This is a genomic window from Streptomyces sp. NPDC017676 (assembly GCF_044329325.1).
In the GTDB taxonomy this organism is placed as follows: domain Bacteria; phylum Actinomycetota; class Actinomycetes; order Streptomycetales; family Streptomycetaceae; genus Streptomyces.
In genome coordinates this window covers 291,260-305,925 of the sequence record NZ_JBIRJA010000001.1, presented here as the reverse complement: position 1 = coordinate 305,925, position 14,666 = coordinate 291,260, and the positions used below count along the sequence as shown (strand labels likewise).

Below are 14,666 nucleotides of genomic sequence, written 5' to 3'. Positions count from 1 at the left end.
AGATCCGCCCCCGTCACACACGATCCGCGCGACAGTCAGAGTTTGCCTGGTCGGTCCACCGTTGATTAAGTTCCTCCTGCACCGCTTCCAACAGCGTGAGGAATTCACGGAGCAGCGACTCGGTGGCCTGGGGCTCGACGCGTACGCCGTCCCCGCGCAAGGTGCCACGCGCCTCCAGCGAGCGTGCAACACCAGGTGTGTAAATATACTTTGCCACCGTCGCCACACGACTCGCAGACAGACCGTCTTTCCGCGCGTCGCGGCGAGGCAAGCCATGGAACCTTGCTGTCGTCATATTCGAGCTAACGCCGCCCCCTCTCCTCCAGATGCGCGGCAAATGAGTGAACATGGCGCGGGGGAAACGTTGTAAGTGCGTTTTTTCATTTGTGTCATTCGATTTTCAGAAGCCAGCTTGTGGGCCGAGTGGTTTGTATTCTGAGAACCCCTCCGGTCTGATCGTCCGTTCCGCTGCCGCCGACCCGTCCGGCCCCGGGGCGGCCACCCCCCTCGCCCGCTCCCGGTCACGATTGGGTCTCGGCCACCCCTGGCCCCTTGCCTCCGACTCGTGTAATCGATTCCAATCCTCCCTACAGCAGGGATGTAATCGATTCCATGAGCCCACGAGGAGGTGGGGCCGGCGATGGCGAGCATCAAGGACGTGGCCGCTGCGGCGGGTGTGTCCGTGGCCACCGTGTCGCGCGTGCTGAACGGGCATCCGTCCGTCAGTGCGGACGCGCGGACACGGGTGATGGGGGCCGTGGACGCCCTGGGGTACCGGCCCAACGCCGTCGCCCGGTCCCTCCGGACGGATCAGACCCATACCCTCGGGCTGGTCATCAGCGACGTGCTGAATCCTTACTTCACGGAGCTGGCCCGCTCCGTCGAGGAAGAGGCCCGCGCGCTCGGCTACAGCGTGATCATCGGGAACGCCGACGAGCGGCCCGAGCTCCAGGACCATCACGTACGGAATCTGCTCGACCGGCGGATCGACGGGCTGCTCGTCTCCCCCACCGACGGCGGTTCGCCCCTCATGCTCGACGCCGCCCGGGCGGGGACGCCCATGGTGTTCGTCGACCGGTGGATCCCCGGCGTGGACGTTCCGGTGGTCCGCGCGGACGGGCAGGCCGCCGTACGGGATCTCGTCGCCCATCTGTGCCGGCTCGGGCACCGCAGGCTCGCCATCATCGCCGGGCCCGCCGCCACCACCACCGGCAGTGAGCGTGTGGAGGCGTTCCGGACCGCGCTCGCCGAGTACGGGCTCCCGCTCCCGGACGTCTACATCGGCCAGGGCGACTTCCAGGCGGAGAGCGGGCGGCGGGTCACCGAAGGGTTCCTCGATCTTCCGGAGCCGCCCGAGGTCGTCTTCGCCGCCGACAACCTGATGGCCCTCGGCGCCCTGGACGCCGTACGCGCGCGCGGGCTGCGCGTGCCCGACGACATCGCGCTGGCCGCGTTCGACGACATCCCGTGGTTCGTGCACACCGATCCGCCGGTCACCGCCATCGCCCAGCCGACCGGTGAGCTGGGGCGGGCCGCCGTACGGGCCCTGGTCGACCGGATCGAGGGGCGCACCCCGCGCTCCGTCACCCTGCCCGCGCGGCTCGTCGTACGCCGCTCCTGCGGAGAGGCGCTCGTGCCCTCCCAGACCCCCGCACCCCCCACGCAGTCCCCCTCCCCAGTGCAAAGGAGCACGTCGTGAGCAACCCGGACGAGTTGCTGCGCATCGAGGGCATACGCAAGACCTTCCCCGGCGTGGTCGCGCTCGACGGCGTCGACTTCGACCTGCGCCGGGGTGAGGTCCATGTACTGCTCGGTGAGAACGGCGCCGGCAAGAGCACTCTCATCAAGATGCTCTCCGGTGCCTACACCCCCGATGCCGGCCGGATCCTCGTAGGCGGTGAGGAGGTGCGCATCCATGGTGCGCAGGACTCCGAGCGCCTCGGGATCGCCACCATCTACCAAGAGTTCAACCTGGTGCCGGACCTCACCGTCGCCGAGAACATCTTCCTGGGGCGGCAGCCGCGCCGGCTGGGGATGATCGACCGGAAGCGGATGGAGGCGGAGGCCGCGACGCTGCTGGAGCGTGTCGGGGTCGATGTCCCGCCCCGGGCCCGCGTGCGGGAACTCGGCATCGCACGGCTCCAGATGGTCGAGATCGCCAAGGCGCTCAGCCTGGACGCGCGCGTGCTCATCATGGACGAGCCGACCGCCGTGCTCACCTCGGAGGAGGTGGAGAAGCTCTTCGCCATCGTGCGGTCGCTGCGCGAGGACGGCGTGGGGATCGTCTTCATCACCCACCATCTGGAGGAGATCGCCGCCCTGGGGGACCGGGTGACCGTCATCCGGGACGGGCGGAGCGTAGGGCAGGTGCCCGCTGCCACGCCCGAGGACGAGCTCGTACGGCTGATGGTGGGGCGCTCCATCGAGCAGCAGTACCCGCGTCAGCGTCCGGAGAAGGGCGCCGCGCTGCTGTCCGTCGAGGGGCTGGGCCGTAACGGCGTGTTCCACGACGTGAGCTTCGAGGTGCACGCCGGCGAGGTCGTCGGTATCGCGGGGCTCGTGGGGGCCGGCCGTACGGAGGTCGTCCGGGCGGTGTTCGGCGCCGATCCGTACGACCACGGGGTCGTGCGGGTCTCCGGTGCCGAGCTCAAGCGGCACGACGTGAACGCGGCGATGGCGGCCGGGATCGGGCTGGTGCCGGAGGACCGCAAGGGGCAGGGGCTGGTGCTGGACGCCTCCGTCGCGGAGAACCTGGGACTGGTGACCCTCCGGTCGGCCACCCGGGCCGGGCTGGTGGACCGCAAGGCGCAGTACTCCGCCGCCGAGCGGATCGCCGGGCAGCTGGGCGTGCGCATGGCGGGCCTCGGGCAGCACGTGCGGACGCTGTCCGGCGGCAACCAGCAGAAGGTCGTCATCGGCAAGTGGCTGCTGGCCGACACCAAGGTGCTGATCCTGGACGAGCCGACGCGCGGTATCGACGTCGGCGCCAAGGTCGAGATCTACCAGCTGATCAACGAGCTGACGGCCGCCGGTGCCGCCGTGCTGATGATCTCCAGCGATCTGCCGGAGGTGCTCGGCATGAGCGACCGGGTGCTGGTGATGGCCCAGGGCCGGATCGCCGGTGAACTCCCGGCCGACGAGGCCACCCAGGACGCCGTCATGGCGCTCGCCGTCTCCACCCCGACCGCCGGCTCGGACTCCGCCACCGGCTCCACCCCCACCACCGACAAGGAGGCCACCCGTGGCCACTGACACGCTCAAGAGGCCGGCGGGCGCGAGTGGCGCCCCGGGCGGCCTGCGCCGGCTGCTCCTCGACAACGGCGCGCTCACCGCGCTGATCGTCCTGGTCATCGCCCTGTCGGCGCTGTCCGGCGACTTCCTGACGACGGACAACCTGCTGAACATCGGCGTCCAGGCGGCCGTGACGGCGATCCTGGCCTTCGGTGTGACCTTCGTGATCGTCTCGGCGGGCATCGACCTGTCGGTCGGCTCGGTGGCCGCGCTGTCGGCGACCGTGCTGGCCTGGAGCGCCACCTCCCACGGGGTGCCGGTGGTGCTCGCGGTGCTGATGGCGGTCGCCACCGGCATCGTCGCCGGCCTGGTGAACGGTTTCCTCATCGCCTACGGCAAGCTGCCGCCGTTCATCGCGACGCTGGCCATGCTGTCGGTGGGCCGCGGTCTGGCCCTGGTGATCTCGCAGGGCTCCCCCATCGCCTTCCCGGACTCGGTCTCCCACCTCGGGGACACCCTCGGCGGCTGGCTGCCGGTGCCGGTGCTGGTCATGGTGGTGATGGGACTGATCGCCGCGTTCGTGCTGGGGCGGACGTACATCGGCCGGTCCATGTACGCGATCGGCGGCAACGAGGAGGCCGCGCGGCTGTCCGGTCTCCGGGTGAAGCGGCAGAAGCTCGCGATCTACGCCCTGTCCGGGCTGTTCGCCGCCGCGGCGGGCATCGTGCTCGCCTCCCGGCTGTCCTCGGCGCAGCCGCAGGCCGCCGACGGCTACGAGCTGGACGCCATCGCGGCGGTCGTCATCGGCGGCGCCTCGCTGGCGGGCGGCACCGGCAAGGCGTCCGGCACGCTGATCGGCGCGCTGATCCTGGCGGTGCTCCGCAACGGCCTGAACCTGCTGTCGGTGTCCGCGTTCTGGCAGCAGGTCGTGATCGGTGTCGTGATCGCGCTGGCGGTGTTGCTGGACACCGTGCGCCGCAAGGCCGGGGCGACCCCGGTGGCCTCCGGCACGGGCGGGCCGAAGGGCAAGCAGGCGGCGACGTACGCGCTGGCCGCCGTGGTGACCGTGGCCATCGTCGGCGCGACCTCCTTCCTGCACAGCGGTTCCTCGTCGTCCACGGCCCCGAAGATGGGTCTGTCCCTGTCCACGCTGAACAACCCCTTCTTCGTGCAGATCCGGTCGGGTGCCCAGGCCGAGGCGAAGAAGCTGGGCGTGGACCTGACCGTCACCGACGCCCAGAACGACGCCTCGCAGCAGGCCAACCAGCTCCAGAACTTCACCAGTTCGGGCCTGGGCGCGATCATCGTCAACCCGGTGGACTCGGACGCGGCGAGCAACTCCGTGAAGGCCGCCGACAAGGCGAAGATCCCGGTCATCGCCGTGGACCGCGGTGTCAACCACGCGTCCGTGGACACGCTGGTCGCCTCCGACAACGTCGCCGGTGGTGAGCTGGCCGCGAAGACCATCGCCGAGAAGCTGGGCGGCAAGGGCAAGATCGTCATCCTCCAGGGCCAGGCGGGCACGTCGGCGGCCCGGGAGCGGGCGGCCGGGTTCGCCCAGGGCCTCAAGGCCTACCCGGGCGTCCAGGTGGTGGCGCAGCAGCCGGCCGACTTCGACCGCACCAAGGGCCTCGACGTGATGTCGAACCTGCTCCAGGCCCACCCGGACGTGCAGGGCGTCATCGCCGCCAACGACGAGATGGCCCTGGGCGCGATCAAGGCGCTCGGCTCCAAGGCCGGCAGGTCCGTGCAGGTGGTCGGCTTCGACGGCACCCCGGACGGCCTGACCGCGGTCAAGAACGGCACGCTGTACGCGTCCGTCGCCCAGCAGCCCTCGCAGCTGGGGAAGATCGCCGTGGACAACGCCCTCAAGGCGGTCAGGGGCGACAAGGTGGACCCGACGGTGAAGGTGCCGGTGAAGGTGGTCACGAAGGAGAACGTGGCCGGCTTCACCGGCTGACAACAGGCGACTCGGGCGGGGCGGCCCCGGGACTTCCGGGGCCGGCCCGCCTGGCGTCATCTCTCAGGGGAGTCAACTGATGTACGACTACGACCTTCTGGTCGTGGGATCGGCCAACGCCGACCTGGTGATCGGCGTCGAGCGGCGGCCGGCCGCCGGCGAGACGGTGCTCGGCGGCGATCTGGCCGTGCACCCGGGCGGCAAGGGCGCCAACCAGGCGGTCGCCGCCGCCCGGCTGGGTGCCGCCACGGCCCTGCTGGCGCGGGTCGGCGACGACGGCCACGGCCGGCTGCTGCTCGACTCCCTGCGCGCGGCCGGGGTCGACACGGTGGGTGTGCTGGTGGGCGGGGCCCCGACGGGCGTCGCGCTGATCACCGTCGACCCGTCCGGCGACAACAGCATCGTGGTGTCGCCGGGCGCCAACTCCCGCCTGCTGCCGGCGGACGTCCGGGCGGCGGCGAACGTCCTGCGCGCCTCCCGGGTGGTGTCGGCGCAGCTGGAGATCCCGCTGGAGACCGTCGTGGAGATCGTACGGAACCTCGGACCGGACAGCCGCTTCGTGCTGAACCCGTCGCCGCCGCGCGAACTGCCCGCGGAGGTGCTGGCGGCGTGTGACCCGCTGATCCTCAACGAGCACGAGGCACGGGTCGTCCTCGGGGACGCCTGTGCGAGCGACGACCCCGAGGACTGGGCCCGGCTGCTGCTCGCCCGGGGTCCCCGCTCGGTCGTGGTGACGCTGGGCGCGGAAGGAGCGCTGGTGGCCGACGGCTCGGGGACGGCCCGGGTGCCGTCGGTGAAGGTGGACGCGGTGGACACCACGGGCGCCGGGGACGCGTTCACGGCTGCCCTGGCCTGGAAGCTCGGGTCCGGTGCGGACCTGGCGGACGCGGCGGTCTACGCGGCCCGCGTCGGCGCGGCGGCCGTGACCCGGCGGGGCGCGCAGGAGTCGTACCCGACGGCGGAGGAGGTCGAGGCCCTGTGAAGAAGGCGGGGATCCTCAACCGTCATCTGTCCGGCGCCCTGGCGGAACTGGGCCACGGGCACGGGGTGTTGGTCTGCGACGCCGGTATGCCGATACCCGACGGGCCCCGGGTGGTGGACCTGGCCTTCCGTGCCGGTGTGCCGTCCTTCGCCGAGGTGCTGGACGGCCTGCTCGCCGAGCTGGTGGTGGAGGGCGCCACGGCCGCGCAGGAGGTACGGGCGGCCAATCCGGCGGCGGCCGGGCTGCTCCAGGCCCGCTTCCCGGAGCTGGCCCTCGTCCCGCACGAGCGGCTGAAGGAGCTGTCGGCCGGGGCCCGGCTGATCGTCCGCACCGGCGAGGCCCGGCCGTACGCGAACGTACTGCTGCGCTGCGGGGTGTTCTTCTAGGGCGGTACGGCCGGAACGTTTCGAGGGGGCCTCCCCGGCCCACAGGCCCGGGACGCCCCCTCGGCGTTCCCCTCCCCTGCCGGAACCCGATCCCCCCCCGGGGTCCCCCGTGGTTCCGACGACAGTTACGACACCGCAGGCGGCGGAATGGTTGCACCCGCTTCCGGGGAATCTCCCTGGGCGGTCCGCCGGCGGACGACGTGCTCCACGAACCGCTCCGCCGTCTCCGCCAGCACCTCACGCCCGTCCCGGGCCCACAGCCGCTCGTTGAACAGCTCGACCTCGATGGGACCGGTGTACCCGGCCGCTTCCACCCGGCTCTTCCACTCGCGCATGTCGATCGCTCCGTCGCCGATCTGGCCGCGCCCGTTGAGGACGCCCTCGGGCAGAGGGGTGGTCCAGTCGGCGAGCTGGAAGGTGTGGATGCGGCCCGCCGCGCCCGCGCGGGCGATCTGCGCGGGCGCCTGGTCGTCCCACCAGACGTGGTACGTGTCCACGGCCACCCCGACCTGGTGCGCGGGGAAGCGTTCGGCGAGGTCCAGGGCCTGGGCGAGGGTGGAGACGACACAGCGGTCGGCCGCGTACATCGGGTGCAGCGGCTCGATGGCGAGGCGTACGCCGCGTTCGGCCGCGTAGGGGGCGAGGACGGCCAGCGCGTCGGCGATGCGCTCACGGGCGCCGCGCAGGTCCTTGCTGCCGGCGGGGAGTCCGCCGGAGACCAGGACCAGCGTGTCGGTGCCGAGGGTGGCGGCCTCGTCGATCGCCGCGTGGTTGTCACCCAGCGCCTCGGCCCGCTCGACGGGGTCGGTCGCGGTGAGGAAGCCGCCCCGGCACAGCGTCGTCACCGTCAGGCCCGCGTCCCCCACCAACTTGGCCGCGGCCTCCACGCCGTACCGCCGCACCGGCTCCCGCCACAGGCCCACGCCGGGGACGCCCAGCGCGACACAGGCGTCGACCAGTTCCGGGAGGGAGAGCTGCCTGACCGTCATCTGGTTGATGGAGAAGCGTGCGAGTTCCGCCGTGCTCACTGGTTCACCCCGTACAGCGACAGAAGGGTCTTCATCCGTTCCTCGGCGAGCTTCGGGTCCGGGAACAGGCCGAGTCCGTCGGCGAGTTCGTAGGCGCGGGCGAAGTGCGGCAGGGAGCGGGCCGACTGGAGGCCGCCGACCATGGCGAAGTGGCTCTGGTGGCCGGCGAGCCAGGCGAGGAACACCACCCCCGTCTTGTAGAAGCGGGTGGGCGGCTGGAACAGGTGGCGGGACAACTCCACCGTCGGGTCGAGGAGTTCACGGAAGCCCTGGACGTCGCCCGTGTCCAGGACCCGTACCGCCTCGGCCGCGAGCGGGCCCAGCGGGTCGAAGATGCCGAGCAGAGCGTGGCTGAAGCCCTGCTCGTCGCCCGCGATCAGCTCCGGGTAGTGGAAGTCGTCGCCGGTGTAGCAGCGCACGCCCCGCGGCAGCCGCCGTCTGAGGTCGACCTCGCGCCGCGCGTCCAGCAGGGAGATCTTGACGCCGTCGACCTTGTCGGGGTGGGCGGCGATCACCTCCAGGAAGGTGCCGGTGGCCGCGTCCAGGTCGGACGAGCCCCAGTAACCCTCCAGGGCCGGGTCGAACATCGGGCCGAGCCAGTGCAGGATCACCGGTTCGGCGGCCTGGCGCAGGAGGTGGCCGTAGACCTCCAGGTAGTCCTCGGGGCCCTTCGCCGTCGCGGCCAGCGCCCGGGACGCCATGACGATGGCCTGGGCTCCCGCCTCCTCCACGAGCGCGAGCTGCTCCTCGTACGCCGCCCGGATCCGGGCGAGGGTGCCACCGGCGACCTGGTCCGTGCCGGCACCGCAGGCGATACGGCCGCCGACCGCGCGCGCCTCCGCGGCACTGCGCCGGATCAGTTCGGCGGCGCCCGCCCAGTCCAGGCCCATCCCCCGCTGGGCGGTGTCCATCGCCTCGGCGACACCGAGCCCGTGGGACCACAGGTGGCGGCGGAAGGCGAGGGTGGCGTCCCAGTCCACGGCGGCGGGCGCGTCGGGCGGGACGTCGGCGAACGGGTCGGCGACGACATGGGCCGCCGAGAAGACCGTGCGGGAGGTGAGGGGGGTGCCGGGGACGGGGGAGAGGGGGGCGGTGCGCGGCTCGTACGAGCGCAGGGTGCCGTCCGCCGCGGGGAGTCGGATGGTCACAGGGAGATCTCCGGTACGTCGATGCGGCGGCCCTCGGCGGAGGACTTCAGGCCCAGTTCGGCGAGCTGGACGCCCCGGGCGCCGGCCAGCAGGTCCCAGTGGTAGGGGGCGTCGGCGTAGACGTGCTTGAGGAACAGCTCCCACTGGGCCTTGAAGCCGTTGTCGAACTCGGCGTTGTCGGGCACCTCCTGCCACTGGTCGCGGAAGACCTCGGTGGCGGGGACGTCCGGGTTCCAGACCGGCTTGGGGGTGGCGCTGCGGTGCTGGACGCGGCATCGGCGCAGGCCGGCGACGGCCGAGCCCTCGGTGCCGTCGACCTGGAACTCGACCAGTTCGTCGCGGTGGACGCGGACCGCCCAGGAGGAGTTGATCTGGGCGACGGCACCGCCCTCCAGCTCGAAGACGCCGTAGGCGGCGTCGTCGGCGGTGGCGTCGTAGGGCTTGCCGTTCTCGTCCCAGCGCTGGGGGATGTGGGTGGCGGCGAGGGCCTGGACGGAGGTGACCCGGCCGAACAGCTCGTGCAGGACGTATTCCCAGTGCGGGAACATGTCGACAACGATGCCACCGCCGTCCTCGGCGCGGTAGTTCCAGGAGGGGCGCTGGGCGGGCTGCCAGTCGCCCTCGAAGACCCAGTAGCCGAACTCGCCGCGCACGGAGAGGATGCGGCCGAAGAAGCCGCCGTCGACCAGGCGCTTCAGCTTCAGCAGGCCCGGCAGGAAGATCTTGTCCTGGACGACGCCGTGCTTGACGCCCTTGTCGTGGGCGAGACGGGCGAGGGCGAGGGCGCCGTCGAGGCCGGTGGCGGTGGGTTTCTCGGTGTAGACGTGCTTGCCGGCCGCGATCGCCTTCGTGAGGGCCTCCTCGCGGGCGGAGGTGACCTGGGAGTCGAAGTAGATGTCGACGGACGGGTCGGCGAGGACGGCGTCCACGTCGGTGGAGACCTCCTCCAGACCGTGCCGCTCGGCGATCTCCCGCAGGGCGTGCTCGCGGCGCCCGAGCAGGACCGGTTCGGGCCAGAGCACGGTGCCGTCGCCGAGGTCGAGGCCGCCCTGGTCGCGCAGGGCGAGGATCGACCGGACGAGGTGCTGGCGGTAACCCATGCGCCCGGTCACGCCGTTCATGGCGATACGCACCGTCTTGCGTGTCACGTGAGTCCCCTTCGTGGGCCGGTGGAGCAGGCGGTTCAGTCATCGGATAGCAAGCGCTTTCTACATGAGGAGAAGCTAGCCTCTGGAAGTGGTCTGTACAAGACCGTGTCCGCTTCGAGTTGTTCGAGGGGGCGAACAACCGGGGGTCGTGGCCTTAAGGTCTGCTCGGAACCAGGACGGACGCCCCGCTGTCTACGAGGGCGTACCCGACGACGCGTGACCGGAGGACGACGAGATGACGGTGACCCTGGCGGACGTGGCGGCCCGCGCGCAGGTCTCCCCCGCGACGGTGTCGCGCGTGCTGAACGGCAACTACCCGGTCGCCGCGTCCACCCGCGAGCGGGTGCTGCGCGCGGTGGACGAGCTGGACTACGTCCTCAACGGCCCCGCCAGCGCCCTCGCCGCGGCCACCTCCGACCTGGTCGGCATCCTCGTCAACGACATCGCCGACCCGTTCTTCGGGATCATGGCGAGTGCGATCCAGGCGGAGATCGGGGGCCCGGGCGGGCGCGCGGGCGGCGAACGCCTCGCGGTCGTCTGCAACACGGGCGGTTCTCCCGAACGCGAGCTGACGTATCTGACCCTGCTCCAGCGGCAGCGGGCCGCGGCCGTGGTGCTGACCGGCGGGGCCGTGGAGGACGCGCCGCACGCGGCGGCGGTCGCGGCCAAGCTGCGGAAGCTGGCGGACGCGGGGACCCGGGTGGTGCTGTGCGGGCGCCCGCCGGCGCCGGACAGCCAGGCCGTCGCGCTGACCTTCGACAACCGCGGCGGCGCCCGCGCGCTGACCGACCACCTCATCGGCCTCGGCCACCGCCGGCTCGGCTACATCGCGGGCCCCGAGGAACGCACGACCACCCGGCACCGCCTGGAGGGCCACCGCGCGGCGCTCGCGGCGGCGGGCATCGAGGAGGACCCGCGCTGGACGGTCCACGGCCGCTACGACCGCCGGTCCGGTCACGAGGCCACGCTGGAGCTGCTGCGCCGCGACCCCTCGCTGACGGCGATCGTGGCCGCGAACGACTCCGTCGCCCTCGGCGCCTGCGCCGCGCTGCGCGAGTCCGGGCTGCGGATCCCCGAGGACGTCTCGGTGGCCGGCTTCGACGACCTGCCGTTCAGCATCGACGCGGTGCCGTCCCTCACGACGGTCCGGTTGCCGCTGGCGGAGGCCGGAGCGCGGGCCGGGCGCATCGCGATGGGGCGCGAGGAGCCGCCGCCCGGGGGGATCGCCTCGGTGCGGGGGGAGTTGATGGTGCGGGGGTCCTCCGGGGTTCCGCGGGAGTGAGGGTGCGGGTGTCCTGGGGGCGGCATCGGGGGTGGGGGCTGTGGTGGTGTGCCGGGCGCGGGTGTGTGAGGGCTGGGCGCGCAGTTCCCCGCGCCCCTGGGTGGGCTGCACCGCAGCTTCCTGGACAGCGCCGATGAGTTTTGCGGGTGTCGGCCGTCTTCATCGTCGTAGACAGCAAACGCACCACCTCTGACAAGGAGCGGATCCATGCGGGTCGTCGTCACCGAGTTCATCAGTCTTGACGGAGTCGTACAGGCCCCGGGCGGGCCCGAGGAGGACACCGACGGGGGGTTCGCGCACGGCGGGTGGTCGCATCCGTTCTTCGATCCGGAGGTCGTGGGCGGGGCCTTCGCGGCGGGGCTGGAGAAGGCCGAGGCGCTGCTGTACGGGCGGCGCACGTATCTGACGATGGCCGCCGCGTGGCCGGAGCGGGCGGGGGACTCGTTCGCCGACCGGCTGAACTCCATGAAGAAGTACGTCGTCTCCGACACGCTCGGCGAGTCCGAGCTGAGCTGGGAGAACACCGAGCGGATTCCGGGGGCGCAGGCCCTGGACAAGGTTCGGGAGCTGCGGGCCGCCGAGGGCGGGGACCTGGCGATGATGGGCAGTCCCACGCTGGTGCGGGCGTTGATCGCGGCGGGGCTCGTGGACGAGTTGACGCTCGTCGTCATGCCCGTGCTGCTCGGCGGCGGGAAGTCGGTCTTCCCGGCCGACGGGGGGCTGCGCAGCTGGGAGCTGGTGTCGTCGGCCACCGCGAAGACCGGGGCGCAGGTGAACGTGTACCGGCCGGCCGGGCGGTCGTAGGCGTGGACGGGGGCACGCGGGCGGCCTAGGCTCGGAGGAGCAGGATCTCTGACTGGGTCAAGTATCCGGGGGCGATCATGACCGTCGAGGACGTCCGCGCCTTCAACCGGTTCTACACGAGTGTGATCGGGGCCCTCGACTACGAGCGCCACCTGTACGCCCCGTACACCCTGACCGAGGCCCGGGTGCTGTACGAACTCGCGCACGCCCCGTATCTGGACGCGGCGGACCTGCGCGGTGGGCTGGGGCTCGACGCCGGGTACCTGAGCCGGATCCTGAACCGGTTCGAGGAGGGCGGGCTGGTCGGGCGGGAGCCGTCGCAGGACGATCCTCGGCGGCGCCGGATCACGCTGAGCGCGCGCGGGCGTGAGACGGCCGCGCTGCTGGACGAGCGGGCACGGGAGTCCGTCGGGGCGCTGCTCGACGGCGTCGCACCGGCGGACCGGGCCCGGCTGGCCGAGGCCATGCGGACCATCCGGGACATCCTGGGCGGGGAGAAGTGGGCCGCGGACGTGGTGGTGCGGGAGCCGCGGGCCGGGGAGCTGGGATGGATCGTGCAGCGCAACGGCGCGCTGTACGCGGCCGAGTACGGGTGGAACGCCGAGTACGAGGGGCTTGTCGCCCGGATCGTCGCCGACTACGCGGAGGATCACGATCCGCGTCTGGAGCGGGTGTGGATCGCGGAGCTGTCCGGGCGGCCCGTGGGCTGTGTGATGTGTGTACGGGACGACGCGCCCGGCACCGCGCGGCTGCGGCTGCTGCTCGTGGAACCCGAGGTGCGCGGGCGTGGCGTCGGCGACCGGCTGGTGCGGGCCGTGATCGACTTCGCCCGTGGGGCCGGCTACCGGGAACTGGTGCTGTGGACCAACGACGTGCTCGACAGCGCCCGCCGCCTCTACCAGCGGCACGGGTTCGCCCTGGTCGCCGAGCGCCCCCACCGCTCCTTCGGCAAGGACCTGATCGGCCAGGACTGGCGGCTGGCGCTGCGCGGGCCGGGCGAGTGACGCGGGGCGTCCTGAGACAGCGCCCGACGACCCCAGCTTCATCGCCGGCCAGGTCCACACCGGCCACGACCGGGCACGCGCACCGGCCGCACCGGGCGAGCGACGCAGGACATCCCGCCACAGCGCCCAACGACCCCGGAACCCGTTGCCCCCGGCCCCGGTCGGCCCAGCGTGGTGGATCGTGTTGTGTGGCTCGCGCGCGTGGGGGGCGGGGCTAGTAGGGTCCCTGCCCATGAAGCTGGCGTTCTCCACTCTCGGTGTCCCCGGCCTGCCCGTCCCGGAGGTCCTCGCGCTCGCGACCGCGCACGGCTACCACGGTGTCGAACTGCGCGCCCATCCCGAGGAGCCGGTGCACCCCGGTCTGGCACCCGCCCGACGCGCCGAGACCGCGGCCCTCTTCCGGGACGCCGGGGTCGAGCTGCTGGGCCTCGCCGGGTACGCGCGCGTCGCCGCCCCGGGTGACGACGCGCCCGTCCTCGCGGAGATCCGGGACCTCCTGCGGCTGGCCCACGACCTCGGCGCGCCCTTCGTCCGGGTCTTCCCCGGCGCCGACCCGGAGCGGCCCCGCGAGGAGTCGGACGCGATCGCCGCCCGGCGGCTCGGGACCGCCGCCGAGGACGCCGCCGCCCTGGACGTCCGGATCCTGCTGGAGACCCACGACTCGCACCGCACCGGCGCCGACACGATCCGGATCCTCGGCCCGGTCGGGCACCGGCAGGTGGGCGCGCTGTGGGACGTGATGCACACCTGGCTGGGTGGTGAGCAGCCGTCGGACACCTACGCGGCCCTCGCCCCGCACCTGGGCTACGTCCAGGTCAAGGACATCGCCTCCGCGGAGGACCCCACCCCGCTGCCGCTCGGCACCGGCGTGCTGCCGCTCACCGAGTGCGTGGACGTGCTGTCCCGGCACCACTGGGACGGCTGGCTGTGCTGGGAGTACGAGAAGCGCTGGTACGAGGGGGCCGCGCCGCTCCCGGGTCTGCTCGGCGCCGGCCGCGAGCATCTGCTGAGGATGCTGGGCGAAGCGGCCTAGGTCCTGTCTGACGACAATTCGCGTCGTCGCCCGAGGGGCGGTCTCGCAGCGTCAGGTGCGTGCTCTGGAGGGTCCTTCGGCCGAAGGCTGGGGAAGCGCCGGCCCCAGGCCCTGCATGACGTCGCGAGGCAGACGCGAAATGTCAGACAGGCCCCGGCTAGGGCACGTCGGCGTCGTCGAAGAGCGCGAGCATCCGGGTCAGGACGTGCACGCACGCGTCCACGTCGGCGCCGGTGAGGTCGCCGCCCACCTGCCGCAGGGCCGCGTGTTCGCGGGCGCGCACCGCGGTGATGGCCGCCATGCCGTCATCGGTCAGCCGGATCAGTGAGGACCGCTGGTGGGCGGGGTTGGGGATGACCTCGACCAGGTGCTGCGCGGCGGCATCGTTGACCATGCGCTGCACGAACTGCCGGCTGAGTGTCTGGGCGCGGCCGAGTTGAGGGACGGTCATGGGTCCGTGCTGACGCAGCAGATCCAGGACCGCGCGCACGCCGACGGACAGCCCCTCGATCGGCTCGGCCTGCTCCACCTTGCGGTGCACCCGCCGGTACAGCGGCCCGACCAGGGCGAACACCTCTGTCAGTCGGTCGGCGAGCTCGTCGGGCGGCAGTGGGGTGTCGGTGCCTGTCATGCCTCAAGAATGACACCTCGGTTGCCAAC

The 14,666-nt window shown here is 72.2% G+C and carries 13 protein-coding genes; 9 read left to right on the top strand and 4 right to left on the bottom strand.

The window, feature by feature from the left end:
- The first annotated feature begins 640 nt into the window (after window positions 1-640).
- The 5 genes from ACH4LD_RS01355 to rbsD all read left to right on the top strand — a co-directional run bounded on the left by ACH4LD_RS01355 (window position 641) and on the right by rbsD (window position 6,559).
- On the top strand, window positions 641-1,699 hold the full coding sequence (locus ACH4LD_RS01355; RefSeq protein WP_398053166.1) for a LacI family DNA-binding transcriptional regulator: 1,059 nt from the start codon (window positions 641-643) through the stop codon (window positions 1,697-1,699).
- Complete coding sequence (locus ACH4LD_RS01350; protein ID WP_398053165.1) at window positions 1,696-3,252, top strand: sugar ABC transporter ATP-binding protein; 1,557 nt, start codon at window positions 1,696-1,698, stop codon at window positions 3,250-3,252. Before ACH4LD_RS01355 ends, ACH4LD_RS01350 begins: the two co-directional genes overlap by 4 nt.
- A complete protein-coding gene (locus ACH4LD_RS01345) occupies window positions 3,242-5,191 on the top strand; it encodes a substrate-binding domain-containing protein (RefSeq protein ID WP_398053164.1) in 1,950 nt (649 codons plus the stop codon). The genes ACH4LD_RS01350 and ACH4LD_RS01345 overlap by 11 nt, the downstream gene beginning before the upstream one ends.
- 79 nt (window positions 5,192-5,270) lie before the next feature.
- Window positions 5,271-6,173, top strand: a complete 903-nt coding sequence (locus ACH4LD_RS01340) for a ribokinase (RefSeq protein ID WP_398053163.1) — start codon at window positions 5,271-5,273, stop codon at window positions 6,171-6,173.
- Entirely contained in the window at window positions 6,170-6,559 is a 390-nt protein-coding gene (gene rbsD, locus ACH4LD_RS01335; protein WP_103810255.1) for a D-ribose pyranase, read from the top strand. Before ACH4LD_RS01340 ends, rbsD begins: the two co-directional genes overlap by 4 nt.
- 125 nt (window positions 6,560-6,684) lie before the next feature.
- Here the strand turns inward: rbsD and ACH4LD_RS01330 are convergent, their stop codons facing one another.
- The 3 genes from ACH4LD_RS01330 to ACH4LD_RS01320 are packed head-to-tail and all read right to left on the bottom strand — an operon-like array spanning window position 6,685 to window position 9,883.
- Entirely contained in the window at window positions 6,685-7,548 is an 864-nt protein-coding gene (locus ACH4LD_RS01330) for a sugar phosphate isomerase/epimerase family protein (protein WP_398053594.1), read from the bottom strand.
- Window positions 7,549-7,583: 35 nt separating this feature from the next.
- Window positions 7,584-8,735, bottom strand: a complete 1,152-nt coding sequence (locus tag ACH4LD_RS01325; protein ID WP_398053162.1) for a dihydrodipicolinate synthase family protein — start codon at window positions 8,733-8,735, stop codon at window positions 7,584-7,586.
- Complete coding sequence (locus ACH4LD_RS01320) at window positions 8,732-9,883, bottom strand: Gfo/Idh/MocA family protein (RefSeq protein WP_398053161.1); 1,152 nt, start codon at window positions 9,881-9,883, stop codon at window positions 8,732-8,734. Before ACH4LD_RS01320 ends, ACH4LD_RS01325 begins: the two co-directional genes overlap by 4 nt.
- A 235-nt stretch (window positions 9,884-10,118) precedes the next feature.
- On the opposite strand from ACH4LD_RS01320, the gene ACH4LD_RS01315 reads away from it, so the two are divergent.
- From ACH4LD_RS01315 to ACH4LD_RS01300, 4 genes are all read left to right on the top strand, one after another.
- Window positions 10,119-11,165: a LacI family DNA-binding transcriptional regulator gene (locus tag ACH4LD_RS01315; protein WP_398053160.1), complete on the top strand. Its 1,047-nt coding sequence runs from the start codon at window positions 10,119-10,121 to the stop codon at window positions 11,163-11,165.
- Window positions 11,166-11,372: 207 nt separating this feature from the next.
- A complete protein-coding gene (locus tag ACH4LD_RS01310) occupies window positions 11,373-11,969 on the top strand; it encodes a dihydrofolate reductase family protein (protein ID WP_398053159.1) in 597 nt (198 codons plus the stop codon).
- A gap of 77 nt (window positions 11,970-12,046) precedes the next feature.
- Window positions 12,047-12,973 (top strand): GNAT family N-acetyltransferase, encoded by a 927-nt coding sequence (locus tag ACH4LD_RS01305; RefSeq protein WP_398053158.1) that lies wholly within the window; start codon window positions 12,047-12,049, stop codon window positions 12,971-12,973.
- A 232-nt stretch (window positions 12,974-13,205) separates the two neighbouring features.
- Entirely contained in the window at window positions 13,206-14,006 is an 801-nt protein-coding gene (locus ACH4LD_RS01300; RefSeq protein WP_398053157.1) for a sugar phosphate isomerase/epimerase family protein, read from the top strand.
- Window positions 14,007-14,163: 157 nt separating this feature from the next.
- Here ACH4LD_RS01300 and ACH4LD_RS01295 read toward each other — a convergent pair whose 3' ends face one another.
- On the bottom strand, window positions 14,164-14,637 hold the full coding sequence (locus ACH4LD_RS01295; protein ID WP_398053156.1) for a MarR family winged helix-turn-helix transcriptional regulator: 474 nt from the start codon (window positions 14,635-14,637) through the stop codon (window positions 14,164-14,166).
- Between the last annotated feature and the right edge of the window lie 29 nt (window positions 14,638-14,666).

Bases quoted from the DNA above. Each gene is read 5' to 3' on its own strand.
- ACH4LD_RS01305 (WP_398053158.1), top strand. From the start codon at position 12,047: ATGACCGTCGAGGACGTCCGCGCCTTCAACCGGTTCTACACGAGTGTG.
- ACH4LD_RS01310 (WP_398053159.1), top strand. From the start codon at position 11,373: ATGCGGGTCGTCGTCACCGAGTTCATCAGTCTTGACGGAGTCGTACAG.
- ACH4LD_RS01300 (WP_398053157.1), top strand. From the start codon at position 13,206: ATGAAGCTGGCGTTCTCCACTCTCGGTGTCCCCGGCCTGCCCGTCCCG.
- ACH4LD_RS01295 (WP_398053156.1), bottom strand. From the start codon at position 14,637: ATGACAGGCACCGACACCCCACTGCCGCCCGACGAGCTCGCCGACCGA.
- ACH4LD_RS01340 (WP_398053163.1), top strand. From the start codon at position 5,271: ATGTACGACTACGACCTTCTGGTCGTGGGATCGGCCAACGCCGACCTG.
- ACH4LD_RS01355 (WP_398053166.1), top strand. From the start codon at position 641: ATGGCGAGCATCAAGGACGTGGCCGCTGCGGCGGGTGTGTCCGTGGCC.
- ACH4LD_RS01315 (WP_398053160.1), top strand. From the start codon at position 10,119: ATGACGGTGACCCTGGCGGACGTGGCGGCCCGCGCGCAGGTCTCCCCC.
- ACH4LD_RS01330 (WP_398053594.1), bottom strand. From the start codon at position 7,548: ATGACGGTCAGGCAGCTCTCCCTCCCGGAACTGGTCGACGCCTGTGTC.